The 13,927-nt window shown below is 63.9% G+C and carries 15 protein-coding genes and 1 pseudogene; 11 read left to right on the plus strand and 5 right to left on the minus strand.

Annotated elements, in window-relative coordinates; translation table 11 throughout:
* Nucleotides 1-134: 134 nt before the first annotated feature.
* Nucleotides 135-911, minus strand: coding sequence for a precorrin-6A synthase (deacetylating) (gene cobF, locus D3227_RS03790; protein ID WP_120012660.1), 777 nt, complete (start codon nucleotides 909-911; stop codon nucleotides 135-137).
* A 151-nt stretch (nucleotides 912-1,062) separates the two neighbouring features.
* Here cobF and D3227_RS42575 point away from each other — a divergent pair, with 151 nt between their 5' ends.
* The 6 genes from D3227_RS42575 (at nucleotide 1,063) to D3227_RS03820 (ending at nucleotide 5,989) form a co-directional block, all read left to right on the plus strand.
* Nucleotides 1,063-1,374, plus strand: a complete 312-nt coding sequence (locus tag D3227_RS42575) for a DUF4424 family protein (RefSeq protein ID WP_167480581.1) — start codon at nucleotides 1,063-1,065, stop codon at nucleotides 1,372-1,374.
* On the plus strand, nucleotides 1,374-1,892 hold the full coding sequence (locus tag D3227_RS03800; RefSeq protein WP_120012662.1) for a dihydrofolate reductase: 519 nt from the start codon (nucleotides 1,374-1,376) through the stop codon (nucleotides 1,890-1,892). Before D3227_RS42575 ends, D3227_RS03800 begins: the two co-directional genes overlap by 1 nt.
* A 147-nt stretch (nucleotides 1,893-2,039) precedes the next feature.
* Complete coding sequence (gene hflK, locus D3227_RS03805) at nucleotides 2,040-3,158, plus strand: FtsH protease activity modulator HflK (protein ID WP_120013041.1); 1,119 nt, start codon at nucleotides 2,040-2,042, stop codon at nucleotides 3,156-3,158.
* Nucleotides 3,158-4,111 (plus strand): protease modulator HflC, encoded by a 954-nt coding sequence (gene hflC / locus D3227_RS03810; RefSeq protein WP_120012664.1) that lies wholly within the window; start codon nucleotides 3,158-3,160, stop codon nucleotides 4,109-4,111. Before hflK ends, hflC begins: the two co-directional genes overlap by 1 nt.
* A gap of 6 nt (nucleotides 4,112-4,117) precedes the next feature.
* Nucleotides 4,118-4,303, plus strand: coding sequence for a DUF2065 domain-containing protein (locus tag D3227_RS03815; RefSeq protein WP_006204937.1), 186 nt, complete (start codon nucleotides 4,118-4,120; stop codon nucleotides 4,301-4,303).
* A 168-nt stretch (nucleotides 4,304-4,471) separates the two neighbouring features.
* A complete protein-coding gene (locus D3227_RS03820; protein ID WP_120012666.1) occupies nucleotides 4,472-5,989 on the plus strand; it encodes a DegQ family serine endoprotease in 1,518 nt (505 codons plus the stop codon).
* Nucleotides 5,990-6,035: 46 nt separating this feature from the next.
* On the opposite strand, the gene D3227_RS03825 is transcribed toward D3227_RS03820, so the two are convergent.
* Nucleotides 6,036-6,608, minus strand: a complete 573-nt coding sequence (locus tag D3227_RS03825) for a GNAT family N-acetyltransferase (protein WP_120012668.1) — start codon at nucleotides 6,606-6,608, stop codon at nucleotides 6,036-6,038.
* On the minus strand, nucleotides 6,605-7,492 hold the full coding sequence (gene serB / locus D3227_RS03830; protein WP_120012670.1) for a phosphoserine phosphatase SerB: 888 nt from the start codon (nucleotides 7,490-7,492) through the stop codon (nucleotides 6,605-6,607). Before serB ends, D3227_RS03825 begins: the two co-directional genes overlap by 4 nt.
* Here serB and miaA point away from each other — a divergent pair.
* Nucleotides 7,482-8,426: a tRNA (adenosine(37)-N6)-dimethylallyltransferase MiaA gene (gene miaA, locus D3227_RS03835; RefSeq protein ID WP_120013042.1), complete on the plus strand. Its 945-nt coding sequence runs from the start codon at nucleotides 7,482-7,484 to the stop codon at nucleotides 8,424-8,426. The genes serB and miaA overlap by 11 nt on opposite strands.
* A 130-nt stretch (nucleotides 8,427-8,556) precedes the next feature.
* A complete protein-coding gene (locus D3227_RS03840; protein WP_120012672.1) occupies nucleotides 8,557-9,348 on the plus strand; it encodes a GGDEF domain-containing protein in 792 nt (263 codons plus the stop codon).
* 217 nt (nucleotides 9,349-9,565) lie between these two features.
* On the opposite strand, the gene D3227_RS03845 is transcribed toward D3227_RS03840, so the two are convergent.
* Nucleotides 9,566-11,401, minus strand: coding sequence for an ATP-binding protein (locus tag D3227_RS03845; protein WP_120012674.1), 1,836 nt, complete (start codon nucleotides 11,399-11,401; stop codon nucleotides 9,566-9,568).
* Between the two features lie 153 nt (nucleotides 11,402-11,554).
* Between D3227_RS03845 and D3227_RS03850 the strand changes: the two genes are divergently transcribed.
* The 3 genes and pseudogenes from D3227_RS03850 to D3227_RS03860 all read left to right on the plus strand — a co-directional run bounded on the left by D3227_RS03850 (nucleotide 11,555) and on the right by D3227_RS03860 (nucleotide 13,033).
* Nucleotides 11,555-12,121 carry an XRE family transcriptional regulator gene (locus D3227_RS03850; protein ID WP_120012676.1) on the plus strand — a complete coding sequence of 189 codons (567 nt, stop codon included), beginning with the start codon at nucleotides 11,555-11,557 and terminating at the stop codon, nucleotides 12,119-12,121.
* Nucleotides 12,122-12,125: 4 nt separating this feature from the next.
* Nucleotides 12,126-12,431, plus strand: a pseudogene (locus tag D3227_RS03855) (hypothetical protein); the annotation flags it as partial.
* 74 nt (nucleotides 12,432-12,505) lie between these two features.
* Nucleotides 12,506-13,033, plus strand: coding sequence for a GNAT family N-acetyltransferase (locus tag D3227_RS03860; protein ID WP_120012678.1), 528 nt, complete (start codon nucleotides 12,506-12,508; stop codon nucleotides 13,031-13,033).
* Between the two features lie 2 nt (nucleotides 13,034-13,035).
* Here the strand turns inward: D3227_RS03860 and D3227_RS03865 are convergent, their stop codons facing one another.
* Entirely contained in the window at nucleotides 13,036-13,917 is an 882-nt protein-coding gene (locus tag D3227_RS03865; RefSeq protein WP_120012680.1) for a LysR family transcriptional regulator, read from the minus strand.
* Between the last annotated feature and the right edge of the window lie 10 nt (nucleotides 13,918-13,927).

Genomic DNA, 13,927 nt, shown 5'->3' on the forward strand with positions numbered 1-13,927 from the left:
TCGCTCTCTGCGAGGCAGGGAGATGATTATCAAACTAGCATAAAACGCTGTTTTTTCTGACTCTTGCGGGCTGCCGACCCGTCTCGCCGATCATGTTACCCCGCGCGACGCCGAGAGCTGCAGCAGGGCTCTCGCTAGTTGTCTTCCGGCTCGCCGGGTTTGCGCAGCAGATAGGTGTCCATGATCCAGCCCTTTTCCATTCGGGCTTTTTCCCGGACTTCGGCGATTTCCTTGCCGACATCGCCGAGGCGGCCGGACAGGGTGATTTCGTCGGGCGTGCCGAGATAGGCGCCCCAATGGATGACCAAGTCCTCGTCATCCAGCGTGTTGAAGGCGCATTTGCCGTCGAGCATGACCACGGTGCTGCCGGCGTTTGCCGGCATGCCTTCCTGTGTCAGGCGGCGGCCGGTGGTGATCAGGATGGGGTCGCCAATGCGGTTCAGCGCCATTTTGTGGCTGGCGGCCAGCGCCTGGACGGCGGTGATGCCGGGAATGACCTCAAGCTCGAATTCGACATTGCCCCGCGAACGCACACGCTCGAGGATGCGCAGCGCGCTGTCATAGAGTGAAGGATCGCCCCAGATCAGGAAGGCGCCGCAGCCGTCTTCGACAAGCTCGTCGCGGATTAGGCCCTCGCAGATCGCGGCGATCGCTTCGTGCCAGTCATCGACGGTGGCGCGGTAGGAGGGCGACGGCTCGGCCCGCACCGGCACGTCGAACTCGACGCGGCGCGAGTTCGGGTTGGTGACGAAGCGATCGCAGATTTGCCGGCGCAATTCGGCGAGATCGTTCTTCTTGGCGCCCTTGTCGGGAATGAACAGCACCTCGGCGCGGTTCAGGCCGTTGATGGCCTGGACCGTCATGTGTTCGGGATTGCCGGCGCCGATGCCGATGACGAGAAGCTTGCGCATGGCGAACTCCTGCCCGATCGGGACGCCGGTGTCCAGACAGCGTGGGACAAGCGTTGCGAGAGCTCGGAAGGGCTTTGAAACGCCACATTGAAACGGCTAGATGTGATGCGCATCCGGGGTCATGCCTTGGATTGTTGCCGAAGGGGGGTCCATGTTTCGCTATGTCCTGACCGCAGCGCTGGCGCTTTCGGCCGCGACGGCCTTCGCCAACGATTCGATCGCCGAACTGGGCACCGGCGGGCTGATCCTGTCGCACATCGATGCGGTCGCCATGGAGAGCGCGGATCTCATCATCTCGCCGGAAAAGGTGACGGTCGACTATGTCTTCCGCGACGTCAAGAAGATGGGGCCAACGACGTTTGAGATGACGGGCAAGGATTTCTATCCCGAGCGCGACATCGACATATTGCTGCTGGAGCTGTCGGACGACAGTGTCGGCGGCGAAGGTGGGTACGGCGGCTGATGGACATCGCGATCTACGTTGCCATCGCCGAAAACGGCGTGATCGGGCGGGACGGCGGGCTGCCTTGGAGGCTGTCCACCGATCTCAAGCGCTTCAAGGCCGACACGATGGGCAAGCCCATCATCATGGGCCGCAAGACCTATGAAGGCATCGGCCGGCCGTTGCCGGGCCGGCTCAACATCGTGGTGACACGCGACAAAGCCTGGCGGGCCGAGGGCGTCGAAATCGCCAACTCACTCGACGAGGCGATCAAGCTCGCCAATGTGCGCGGGCGCTGCATGGCCGGCGCCGACGAGATCTGCGTGGTCGGCGGCGGCGAGATCTACGCCCAGGCGCTGCCGCTGGCCGACCGCCTGCATGTCACCCATGTGCTGGCTTCGGTCGCCGGTGACGCGCATTTCCCGCCGATCGACCCCGAGACATGGGCCGTAGTCAGCGCCGAGGACGTCCCGGCAGGCGAAAAGGACAGCCACGCGACACGCTATACGGTCTATGAACGGCGCCGCGACACACATTGAAGACGATAAAGGGTCGCGAACCGCCCAAAACGGATGGCCGGGCAGCAGATCGCGTTGAAAGCGAGGCTTGGCGTCCCTATAGAAGAACAACATTGGATTTTGCGCCATCAGGCTGGCGCCGAGGGAATTCCAAGCGAAAGGACATTCATGCCCTGGAACGACAAGAGCGGCGGCGGCGGCCCATGGGGTGGCGGCGGCAATCAGGGACCCTGGGGGCAGGGACCCAAGGGACCGAGCGGCCCGCAAGGGTCACCTCCCGATCTGGAAGACATCATCCGGCGCGGCCAGGACAGATTGCGGCGCGCCTTGCCGGGCGGCGGTGGCGCCAGTCCGGCCGTATTCGCGCTGATCGCAGCGGCACTTGTGGTGCTGTGGGCGTTCAAGGCGGTCTATACCGTGCAGCCCGATGAGGTCGCGGTCGAACTGCGCTTCGGCAAGCCGAAGGCAGAGCTCTCCCAGCCCGGCCTGCATTTCCATTGGTGGCCCGTCGAAACGGTCGAGACCGCCAACATCGCCGAGCAGCTCGTCGATATCGGCGGCGGTGGTGCGACGAGTGGCAACACGTCCGGGCTGATGCTTACCGGCGACCAGAACATCGTCAACGTCCAGTTCTCGGTGGCCTATCAGGTCTCCGACCCGAGGGCGTATCTGTTCGACGTCTCCGATCCGGACGGCATGCTGCGCCAGGTTGCTGAAAGCGCCATGCGCGAGGCCGTCGGCCGCCGGCCGGCCCAGGACATTTTCCGCGACGACCGCCAGGGTATTGCCGCATCGGTGCGCGAGATCATCCAGACGACGCTGGACGGCTACAAGGCCGGCCTCAACGTCAACGCCATTTCGATCGAGGATGCCGCGCCGCCGCGCGAGGTGGCCGATGCCTTCGACGAGGTGCAGCGCGCCGAGCAGGACGAGGACAAATTCGTCGAGCAGGCCAACCAGTATTCCAACCAGAAGCTCGGCCAGGCGCGCGGCGAGGCCGCACAGATCCGCGAAGACGCGGCCGCCTACAAGAACCGTGTCGTGCAGGAGGCCGAAGGCGAGGCGCAGCGCTTCATCTCGGTCTATGACGAATATGCCAAGGCGCCGGAGGTGACGCGCAAGCGGCTCTATCTGGAAACGATGGAGAGGGTGCTGAAAGATTCGAATAAGGTCATCGTCGAGCAGGGCAACGGGCAGGGGGTCGTTCCCTACCTGCCGCTGCCGGCACTGCAGCAGAAGGCGCCGCCGCCGGCTCCCCTGGGCGCCACGACGGGAGGAACCCAGTGATGGCCAACCGTCTCCCCATCATCGCCGTCGTCGCGGCAGTCATCCTGTTCCTGCTCTATTCGTCGGTTTTCGTGGTCAATGCGCGCCAGCAGGCCATCGTTTTGAGGTTCGGCGAGATCGTCGAAGTCAAGACGGAGCCGGGCATCTATTTCAAGGCGCCGTTCGCCTTCTTCGATGCCGACAGCGTGCAGCTGATCGAAAACCGTGTGCTGCGCTTCGACCTCGACAACATCCGCGTCCAGGTGTCGGGCGGCAAGTTCTACGAGGTCGATGCCTTCATCGCCTATCGCATTTCGGACCCGCGCGTCTTCCGTGCGGCGGTTTCGGGTCAGATCGAATTGGCCGAGGCACGGCTGCGGACGCGTCTCGATGCGGCGCTTCGCCGTGTCTACGGTCTGCGCGATTTCGAAGCGGCGCTCTCGGAAGAGCGCGCGGTGATGATGCGCGAGGTGCGCGATCAGCTGCGGCCCGACGCCACGTCGCTCGGCCTGCAGATCGAGGATGTGCGCATTCGCCGGACCGACCTGACCGCCGAGGTTTCACAGCAGACCTTCGACCGCATGAAGGCCGAACGCCTGGCCGAAGCCGAACGGCTGAGGGCGCGAGGCAATGAGGCGGCGCAGCGCATCAAGGCCCGCGCCGACCGCGAAGTGGTCGAGATCGTCGCCGAGGCGCAGAAGGAATCGGAAATCCTGCGCGGCGAGGGCGAAGCCCAGCGCAGTGCGACCTTCGCGGCAGCCTACCAGCGTGATCCGGCCTTCTTCGATTTCTACCGCTCGATGAATGCCTATGGTACGGCGCTGGACAATACGGGCACGACGATGGTGCTGTCGCCGGAATCCGAGTTCTTCCGCTATTTTCGCGATCCGAGCAGTAAGGAAGCACCGGTGACGCCAACAGCGCCGCAACCAGCGCCCGCCGCACCGGCGGCGCAGCCAGGCACCGGCCAGTAGCGGCCGGTGCAGGATTTTCTGGCAGCCATAGGTCTGGTCCTCGTTGTCGAGGGCCTGATCTATGGCGGCTTTCCGAACCTCGCCAAGAGACTGGCCGGTGAGGTGCTGTCGATGCCGGAGAATGCACTGCGCATAGCCGGGCTGGCGGCGATCGCCATCGGCGTCGGCATCGTCTGGCTGGTGCGCGGCTGACGATGGCGACATGGTCATGGCTGTCGGGGAAATGAGTCCCGGCGTAACGGAGGATTTATCCTCAGCCGATAGGCATAGCCGCAAACGTGCCGTATTTCTTGCCAACATGACGCGACGCGGCGTTTTTGCGGAAGCGCTTTTCTTTTCAGAAACACCCGGAGGCCCTCGATGACAACCAAGACCGTTCTGCGCGCTGCGAGGCGGACATTTGTCGCCGGCGCCGCCGCGCTTCTCGTCGGCTCGCTTGCCGTCCCGTCTTTCGTGACGCCGACGATCGCCGCCGACGGACCGGCTTCGGTCGCCGACCTTGCCCAGGGGCTGCTTGGCGCCGTGGTCAACATATCGACGTCGCAGACGGTGAAAGGTTCGGAGGGACCGGGCGCAGTGCCGATGCCGCAACTGCCCGAAGGCTCGCCCTTCCAGGATTTCTTCGACGATTTCTTCAAGAACCGCGGCGGCGACAAGGATGGTGGCGCCCAGAAGGTGCAGTCGCTGGGCTCGGGCTTCGTGATCGACGCCGAGCAAGGCATCGTCGTGACCAACAACCACGTCATCGCCGATGCCGACGATATCGAGGTGAATTTCTCCGATGGCGTGACGCTGAAGGCGACGCTGGTCGGCACCGACACCAAGACCGACGTCGCGGTACTGAAGGTCGATCCGAAGGGCCACAAGCTGACGGCGGTGAAGTTCGGCGATTCCACCAAGATGCGGGTCGGCGACTGGGTGATGGCGATCGGCAATCCGTTCGGCCTTGGCGGCACGGTTACGGTCGGCATCGTCTCGGCGCGCAACCGCGACATCAATTCCGGCCCCTATGACGACTTCATCCAGACCGACGCCGCCATCAATCGCGGCAATTCCGGCGGACCGCTGTTCAACAGCGTCGGCGAGGTCATCGGCATCAACACGGCGATCATCTCGCCGTCAGGCGGCTCAATCGGCATCGGCTTCTCCATTCCCGCGCAGCTCGCCTCGGGTGTCGTCGACCAGCTTCGCCAATTCGGCGAGACGCGGCGCGGCTGGCTCGGCGTGCGCATCCAGCCGGTGACCGACGACATTGCCGAAAGCCTCGGCATGGCGACCGCCAAGGGCGCGCTGGTGGCAGGCGTCATCAAGGGCGGACCAGTTGACAACGGCACCATCCTGGCCGGCGACGTCATCATCAAGTTCGACGGCAAGGACATCAACGAGATGCGCGACCTGCCGCGCGTCGTCGCCGAAAGCCCGGTCGGCAAGGCGGTGGACGTCATCATCGTGCGCAAGGGCGTCGAGCAGACCGTGAAGGTGACACTCGGCCGGCTCGAGGACGGCGAGAAGCTGTCCAGCGGCGAGGACGGCAGCAATACGGACCAGGACAATGGCGACAAGGCGCCTGCGGTTTCGACGGCGGCGGTGCTCGGCATGACCATCGGCGAGCTCAACGACGAGACGCGGACCAAATTCGGCATTGCCGCCGATGTGTCGGGCGTCGTCATCACAGACGTGACCAAGGATTCGGCCGCGGCCGAGCGCGGCATCCAGCCCGGCGAGGTGATCACGGAGATCGCTCAGGAATCGGTTGCGACGCCGAAGGACGTGATGGATCGTATCGGCGCGCTGAAGGAGCAGGGGCGTAAGAATGCGCTGCTCATGCTGGCGTCGAAGACGGGTGAGTTGCGGTTCGTGACGATCCGCATGGACTGAGTCCGGAAAAGCCAGCAATAGTCTGATTTAGAAAGGAAAAGGGCGGCTAACAGGCCGCCCTTTTCCTTGCCTGCCAGTCTTGGCGTGACAACCGGTAAAGGACATGCCGCTTGAGCGAAGGGTGGCTGTCGGGAATACCGGGATGGTCGAAGTCGCTTGATCGGTCGGCGCTCATGCCGAGGCGTTTCATGACGGCGGTAGAGCGATGGTTATTGGCCACGGCGAAGGAGACGATCTCCTCGAGATCAAGCGTTTCGAAACCAAAGGCCAGCCAGGCCTCCGCCGCCTCGGTGACAAAGCCCTTACCCCAGAATTCGGGCGCCAGCCGCCAGCCGATCTCGATCGTGCCGGCCGGCAGGGATGGCACATGATCGGTATCGAGGAGACCGATGAAGCCGATGCATTCGTGCGTCTCAATAATCTCGGCAGCAGCGAACCCGTAACCATCCTCCGCGACCCAGGCGCGGAACTCGTCCATTTTGGCGTCCGCCGCAGCCCGGTCGCGGCGAAATGGAAAAAATTCCATGACACGTTCGTCGGAATTGATGCGGTGGAAGAGTTCGCGGTCTCGCTCTTCCCAATTGCGCAGGATCAGGCGCTCGGTGCGCATCGGCTTCATTCGACAAAGTCCTCCCGGCGGTAACCCTGCAGATAGAGCAGCGCCGTCAGATCGCTGTGATCGATGCGGACCTTTGCCTCGGCAGCGACGGTGGGCTTGGCGTGCAGGGCGACGCCGGTGCCGGCGAGGCGGATCATGTCGAGGTCGTTGGCTCCGTCGCCCACCGAGATTGCATCCGCCGGAGTGAGGCGGAGCCTTGCCGAGATGTCGAGCAGCGCTTCAGCCTTGGCGGCGCGGCCGAGGATCGGCTCGGCGACGAGTCCGGTGAAGTGGCCGTTCTCCTCGATCAGCCGGTTGGCGCGGTTCTCCTGGAAGCCGAGCATGGCGGCGATGCGACTGGTGAAGACGTCGAAGCCGCCAGAGACGAGTGCCGTCCAGGCGCCGTTGGCCCTCATGGTCTGGACAAGCGTGCTCCCGCCGGAAGCCAGCGTCAGCCGGTTGGCGATGATGCGGTCGACGACAGCCGTGTCGAGACCCTTCAGCAGGCCGACACGCTCGCGCAAGGCGGGTTCGAAGGCGATCTCGCCGTTCATCGACCGCGCCGTGATCGCCGCGACGCGATCCTTGACGCCGATCTCGTCGGCCAGCTCGTCGATGCATTCCTGGTCGATCATCGTCGAATCCATGTCGGCGAGGAGGATTTTCTTTCTCCTGCCGACGGCCGGCTGCACGATGACGTCGACCGGTTCGGAGGCCAGTGCTGTGCGAAGCCTGGCGGTCATTTCGCCGGCTTCGGCTTGCTCGGGCAGAACGAGATCGCAGGCGATGTCTTCAGCCAGCCAATCAACAGCGCTTGCGCCGACCGACCGCGAGGCCATATTCGCAAGCGCGGCCGATACGGCGCGGCCTTCGGGATGGGACACAAGCGTGGCAATCAGCGGCATCGAAAATTCCGGCGGGCAGGCGGGCGAGGGCCGCGTGAAGAACGCGATCCTGATAGCCGGGCCGACCGCCAGCGGCAAGTCGGCGCTTGCGCTCGATTTCGCCGAACGCAGCGGCGGCGTCATCGTCAACACGGATTCCATGCAGGGCTATTGCGTGCTCGATGTGCTGACGGCGCGCCCGAGTGCAGCCGAACTCGCCCGCGTGCCGCATTTTCTCTACGGCCATGTCCATCCATCCGTCGCCTATTGCACCGGCGCCTGGCTGCGCGACGTGACGAAGCTGATCGACGACGGCATGCTTTCGGAGCGGCCGGTAATTTTCGTCGGCGGCACCGGGCTTTACTTCAGGGCGCTTGCGGAAGGGATTTCGGACATGCCCGACATTCCGCCAGCGATCCGCGACCGCTGGCGTTACGAATTGAAGGAGCAGGGCGCGGCCAAGCTGCACAGCATCCTGCTGCGCGAGGATTCGGCGGTCGCAATGCAGCTGAAACCGACCGACAGCCAGCGCATCGTGCGGGCGCTGGAAGTGCTCGACGCCTCGGGTCGCTCCATTGCGGAATGGCAGGCCGCGCGCGGCCGGCCGCTGATCGACCGCGACAGCGCGCGCTTCCTGGTGATCGAGCCGGACCGGGCGGAACTGGTCGAACGGATCGAGGCGCGGTTCGACCGCATGCTGGACAAGGGTGCGCTGGACGAGGTCAAGCGGCTGGTGGCTCTCCGCCTCGATCCGGATTTCCCGGCGATGAAGGCGATCGGCGTTCGCGAATTGCAGGCGGCAATGGCCGGGAAGATGGGTTTTCCCGAGGCGATCGAGCGCGCCAAGATCGCCACGCGGCAGTATGCTAAGCGCCAGGCGACCTGGTTTCGGCATCAGCTGGGGCCAGAATGGCAACGATTGCATCCGTCCGATGGCGCGGCGCTCCCGGTTTAATGCCCCGTTCCTAATGCAATCAAGAAACTGAAAACAAAACCGGAGTTTCCCGCTCAGGTTGTTCTGATTAACCCTCCGTAAGGCGGCGGCATGTCATAAAGTCGATGGGCAGTTTTGCTACGGGGAGCAAATGCGTTTCCATAAAGCGGAATCCGCATTTTTCGTGTTTATTTTCGTGATCCTGGCCGCCGGCCTGGTGACGCTGCACGCCTATGGTCTTCTGCAAGGCATCGCGACCGATCTGGATACGGCCTCGCGCATCGAAAAGATCATCTATCTCAACAAATTGCTGTTTGCGACCGGCGTGCTTCTGGCGACGGCGCTGTTCTTCGGCGTGTTCTTCATCTACCCGATGATCCGCGGTCAGGCGACGGAAGAGGGCAAGCTGCGCGCCATGACGGTTTCGCTCAGCGCGCGCTCGGAAACGCTGGAGCATGCGGCGCTGACTGACGGCCTGACCGGCATGCAGAACCGCCGCTATTTCGACGATGCGCTGAAGGAATATCTCGAAGAATTCCGCCGCATCGAGAAGCCTGTCGGGTTGATGATCCTCGACCTCGACCACTTCAAGCAGGTCAACGACACGCATGGTCACGATGTCGGCGACGAAGTGCTGAAGGCGGTATCCGGCTGCTTGAAGGGCATGACCCGCTATCACGACGTGGTGGCGCGGCTCGGCGGCGAGGAGTTCGCCGTGGTGACGCCGAACATGGACGCCGAACTGCTGTCCAAATTCGCCGAACGCATCCGCAAGGCGATCGCCAACATGTCCGTGCTGTCAGGCAATGTCCGCCTGAAGATCACCACCAGCGTCGGCCTGGCCGTCTGGGACCGCAAGGAAACGGCCGAGGATTTCTACCGCCGCGCCGACCGCCAGCTCTACGAAGCCAAGAGGCAGGGCCGCAATCGCGTCTGCGCCTAAAATCCCGCAGAAGAATTCATCAGGCCGGCCGACTGACGCGCCTTTCTCGACTTCCGTTGCCTGCGGACTGAAATGTCCGCTCCGCTCCGGGTTCTCGAAAGCCACGTCATTCAATCCGGCCTGATGAATTCCCTTGCGGGTTTTACCCACGCCGTCCAACGAAGCTGAGCCGTTGGAAGCTCAAATCTGTTTGGCGGAAGGACCCAATGCCGTCGGCTCAATCGTTCTGCGGGCGCAGCCCGAAGGTCGACGGCTTTAGGCCGTAGCGCATGTCGAAATCGTCGTCCGGCTGGATGCGTGGGGTAGTGGTGGCCGGCTTGCGGTAATCGGGGTCGCCGGCCTGCCGGCCGCTATCGACGACCTCGGCGAAGGCCATCTGCTGCTGCGGTTTCGGGACGTTGCGCAGCCGTTCGACGATCGCCGCGAGATCGACGTCGTCGCCGGTCTCGGACGACGAGGCCTGCTCGCGCTTGCCCGTGCCGGGGATCAAATCCTGTGGCAGTCTCTCGAATTTCAGCCGCATCGTCGTTGCCACACCCTCGCCGAACGCGATGGCCTCGCGCTGGCCCATGGAAGACAGGAAGGCGAGCGTCGAGGCCGAGGAGTCGGCGATTGCCGAACGGATGATCGCCTGGTCCTGCTCGTTGGCGAGCCGCATGGCGAAGAAGGTCGAGCATTGCGACAGGATGGTCGGGTCGAGCTCTCCCGGGCGCTGGGTGACGACACCGAGATAGCAGCCGTATTTGCGGCCTTCCTTGGCGATGCGCGACAGCGCGTGCCTGGTCGGCGCAAAGCCGAGGCGCGGATCGGCCGGCATGTAGCGGTGCGCTTCCTCGCACAGCAGCAGCAGTTGCAGCTTTCCTTCGCTCCACAAAGCGAGGTCGAAGGCCAGACGCGCCAGCACCGAGCAGACGGAGTTGACGACTTCGGACGGCATGCCGGCCATCTCGAAGCAGGTCACCGGGCGGCCATGGTGCGGCACGCGGAAGATGTTGCCGATCGTCTCGTGGATCGTGTCCTCGATCAGGCGCGAGTTGAACATGAAGCGGTAGCGCGGATCGGACGCCGCCGATTCGATGCGCGTCTTCAGCGATTTGAGGATGGGTCGATCGTTCTTGCTTTCCAGCATGCCAATGCGTTCGTCGATCTGCTTGATGAGATCGGCGATACGATAGGGCACCGGCGTATCGGCGGTCAGCGCGTCGCTGCCACGCCTCAGATAGGTGCCGGAACCAGGGTTGCGGTAGAGGTTCTTGGCGGCGGGGATGAGATCGCGCAAGGCATCGACTTCTTCCGCCACCGTCTCGCGTCCGCGAAACAGCACCTCGGCGAATTCCTCCAGCCTGAACATCCAGAAGGGCAGGTCCAGCGTTTTCGAATCGACCCTGACGCAATGCTCAGGCAGCGAGGCGGCAAATTCGTTGTGCGGGTCGAGAATGAGGATGCGCAAATCGGGCCGCGCGGCGATCGACTTGCGCAGGAGCAGCGAGACGGCGGTGGATTTGCCGACGCCGGTGGTGCCGACAATGGCGAAGTGACGCGCCAGCGTGTCGTCGATGGCGATGTTGGCGTCGATCGCCTCGTCCTGCGACAGCGTACCGATGGTGATCGAATGACGCCCGGCGAGATCGTAGACCGCCTGCAGGTCGCGGCTGCGGATGCGGTGGGCGATGGCGCCGATATGCGGATAGGTGGTGATGCCGCGATCGAAAACCGGTTTGGCGCCGGGCTCGGTGGCATCGCGCACTTCGCCGATGAGCTCGATGCTGACCTCGATCGGGTTCTGGCCTTCATTGCTCCAGGCGCGGTCCGACTTGCCGATTTCATAGACAAGGCCGACGGTTCGCGTCGAGCCGAGATTGATGGAGATCATCTTGCCGACCGTCCACAGGCCGGTGATCGCGCCTTCAATGTCGTCGGCATAGGCGCTGATGGTGGCGCGCGCGCCGTCGCATTGCACGACATTGCCCAGGATGCGCTTGTCGTTCTGTTCCGCGTGGCGGCGCTCCTGCGAGGTCGGTTCTCCGACGGAGGCTTCGCGTTCGACAAACATAAGCGATCTGATCCCATTCCCAGCAACGTCCACCTTACACAAATGGGGTTAAAGCCGGGTGTGGTCGGATGGTGTAGGCGGCGTTAAGGCCGGCACGAAAATTCAATCTATCGGCCTCTTTTCCTCGCGTTTGAATTTCGCTATATCGAACCAATGAACGATATAGCGAACGACATTTCGTCCAGCATCGGCAAGAGGATACGCTCCGAAAGGGCGCTGCGCGACTGGTCGCTGGCGGAGCTCGCGGAGCGGTCGGACGTCTCCAAGGCCATGCTCAGCACCATAGAGCGCGGCAAGACCAGCCCGACGGCGGCACTGCTGGTGCGCATTGCCGCGGCCTTCGGCATGACGCTTTCCACCCTCATTGCGCGTGCGGAACTGCAAGGCGGCGGCCTGTTGCGCGAAAGCGATCAGCCGGTGTGGCGCGACCCCGATACGGGTTATGTCCGGCGCCACCTCTCGCCGGTCTCGGACATGCCGCTCGAACTGATCAAGGTGCGGCTGCCGGCGGGCGCCAGGGTCAGCTTCCCGGCGGCCTCCTATGCCTTCATCAAGCAGCAGATCTGGCTGATCGGCGGGCGGCTCGATTTCACCGAAGGCGAGGTCGTGCACAGTCTGCGGCCCGGCGACTGCCTGGCGCTCGGCGCGCCGTCCGACTGCACTTTCCACGCCCCGGGACCGGAGGCAGCCGACTATGTGGTTGCGCTGGTCAGGGGGTGATCGCGTGGCTCGACGTCCCCGACGCTTCCACAATGGCGGGCCGCCGCTCGACGACTATGACGGCCCGCCATGGGGCAAGCGCGATGCCTATGTCTTCCTTGCCTGGCAGGCAGCCCATGCGAAAGCCTGGAAAGCGCCGAGCCGCGACGTCATGCTGATGCGGCTCGACAGGGCCGAGCGGCTCGGTCTGACCTATGAGGAATACACGCTCGAAATCCTCGAGCGCGGTCGGCACCTGCAGGAAGAAGACGCCGAGCGCATCGCGGAAATCCGCCGGGCGCGGAAGCGAAGGCGCTTCAACCACTTCGAATGCCGGCGACCCCGAACAGCTATCTCGCCTCGCCCACCACCGAACAATCGCTACTTGAGGGATACGTCACAGTTATGAGCCCCGTTGAAATCAAGGTTCTGAGCCATGGCGCGAAAACCCGGGAAGTACTGGCCGACATGCTGGTCGAAACGGTTGCCGCCGGAGGATCGGTCAGCTTCATGCATCCGCTGACCCTGCAAGCGGCGGAGGCATTCTGGGACCAGTCTCTGGCGGTTGCGGCGCGCGGTGAAAGGATTGTGCTAGGCGCATGGGATGGCAAGGCTCTGGTCGGCACCGTCACCTTGCTGCTCGACTTTCCTCCCAACCAGCCGCACCGGGCCGAGATCGCCAAGCTGATGACCCGGCTCACCCATCGTGGCAAGGGCATCGCAACCCGCTTGATGCGAGCCGCAGAGGATCTTGCCGTTGAGAAGGGTCGGACCCTGCTGGTGCTGGACACCGCGACCGAAGAGGGGGCTTCCGGCCTCTACGAGAAACTCGGGTTCACGCTCACCGGTGAGATCCCGGACTTTGCATTGAAACCGCATGGCGGGCTGACCGGTACGCTTATCTATTGGAAGCGCATCGGTGGGACTCGCTGACTCTACGTCGGCGCCGCGCCGGCTAGGCGCGACACAAGCCACTGACGGAAGTCTTGTTCGGCGCGCGTCAGCGGAGCGGCCGACGCTCGTGTCAGGAAATGCCCGGAGCTGCTCGAGAGTTCGAAGTCGGAAAGCCTCACCAGATGCTTGCCGGCAAGTGCGGCGTCGATCAGTGGCCGCGAACCCAGCAGCACGCCGGCACCGGCCTTGGCTGCCTCCATGGCCGCAACGAAACTGTCGAAGCGATGCGAGCACCTGGGGTGCCCCGGCACGCCGGCGGCGGCGAACCATTCCGCCCACATTTCACGCGCTCCGGCGACCAGAAGCAAAGGCAGCGAGGCCCAGTCGGCATTGCCGGCGAGGGCCGGGGAGGCCACCGGCACCAGCCGCTCGATGGTCAGCCTGTCGGCTTCGCGGCCGGGAAAGGTTGCGTTGCCGAAGCGAATGTCGAGCGCCGAGCCTGACTGATCGTAATCGGCGGGACGATGGATCGTCACCATGTCGAGCTGGATCTGCGGAAGCGCCTTCGCAAGGTCCGGCATTGCGGGCACCAGCACCAGCAAGGCAAAAGAGATCGGCACCCGGACAGTGACGGTCTGGATCGCACGTGGTTCGAACAGCTCCCGTGTGCTGTCGCGAATGGTGGCGAATGCCGACTGAATGTGGGGCAGGTATGCCGCTCCCTCCGGCGATAGCGCGACGCCGCGCGCCAGGCGCGAGAACAGCCGGATCTTCAGCCGTTCCTCGAGGAACCGGATGTGCTGGCTGACGGCTGCCTGTGTCAGGCCAAGCTCGGCAGCCGCGGCCGTAAAGTTCGACAGCCGCGCGGCTGCCTCGAAACTGCGCAGCCAATCGAGAGGGGGCAAAGGGGTTGTCCGAGCCATTAGTAGTTTA

Source organism: Mesorhizobium waimense, assembly GCF_003601975.1.
Classification (GTDB): domain Bacteria; phylum Pseudomonadota; class Alphaproteobacteria; order Rhizobiales; family Rhizobiaceae; genus Mesorhizobium; species Mesorhizobium waimense.

Excerpts from the sequence above, each read along its gene's own strand:
- cobF (WP_120012660.1), bottom strand. The coding sequence starts at position 911 with ATGCGCAAGCTTCTCGTCATCGGCATCGGCGCCGGCAATCCCGAACAC.
- D3227_RS42575 (WP_167480581.1), top strand. The coding sequence starts at position 1,063 with ATGTTTCGCTATGTCCTGACCGCAGCGCTGGCGCTTTCGGCCGCGACG.
- D3227_RS03800 (WP_120012662.1), top strand. The coding sequence starts at position 1,374 with ATGGACATCGCGATCTACGTTGCCATCGCCGAAAACGGCGTGATCGGG.
- hflK (WP_120013041.1), top strand. The coding sequence starts at position 2,040 with ATGCCCTGGAACGACAAGAGCGGCGGCGGCGGCCCATGGGGTGGCGGC.
- hflC (WP_120012664.1), top strand. The coding sequence starts at position 3,158 with ATGGCCAACCGTCTCCCCATCATCGCCGTCGTCGCGGCAGTCATCCTG.
- D3227_RS03820 (WP_120012666.1), top strand. The coding sequence starts at position 4,472 with ATGACAACCAAGACCGTTCTGCGCGCTGCGAGGCGGACATTTGTCGCC.
- D3227_RS03825 (WP_120012668.1), bottom strand. The coding sequence starts at position 6,608 with ATGAAGCCGATGCGCACCGAGCGCCTGATCCTGCGCAATTGGGAAGAG.
- serB (WP_120012670.1), bottom strand. The coding sequence starts at position 7,492 with ATGCCGCTGATTGCCACGCTTGTGTCCCATCCCGAAGGCCGCGCCGTA.
- D3227_RS03840 (WP_120012672.1), top strand. The coding sequence starts at position 8,557 with ATGCGTTTCCATAAAGCGGAATCCGCATTTTTCGTGTTTATTTTCGTG.
- D3227_RS03845 (WP_120012674.1), bottom strand. The coding sequence starts at position 11,401 with ATGTTTGTCGAACGCGAAGCCTCCGTCGGAGAACCGACCTCGCAGGAG.
- D3227_RS03850 (WP_120012676.1), top strand. The coding sequence starts at position 11,555 with ATGAACGATATAGCGAACGACATTTCGTCCAGCATCGGCAAGAGGATA.
- D3227_RS03860 (WP_120012678.1), top strand. The coding sequence starts at position 12,506 with ATGAGCCCCGTTGAAATCAAGGTTCTGAGCCATGGCGCGAAAACCCGG.
- D3227_RS03865 (WP_120012680.1), bottom strand. The coding sequence starts at position 13,917 with ATGGCTCGGACAACCCCTTTGCCCCCTCTCGATTGGCTGCGCAGTTTC.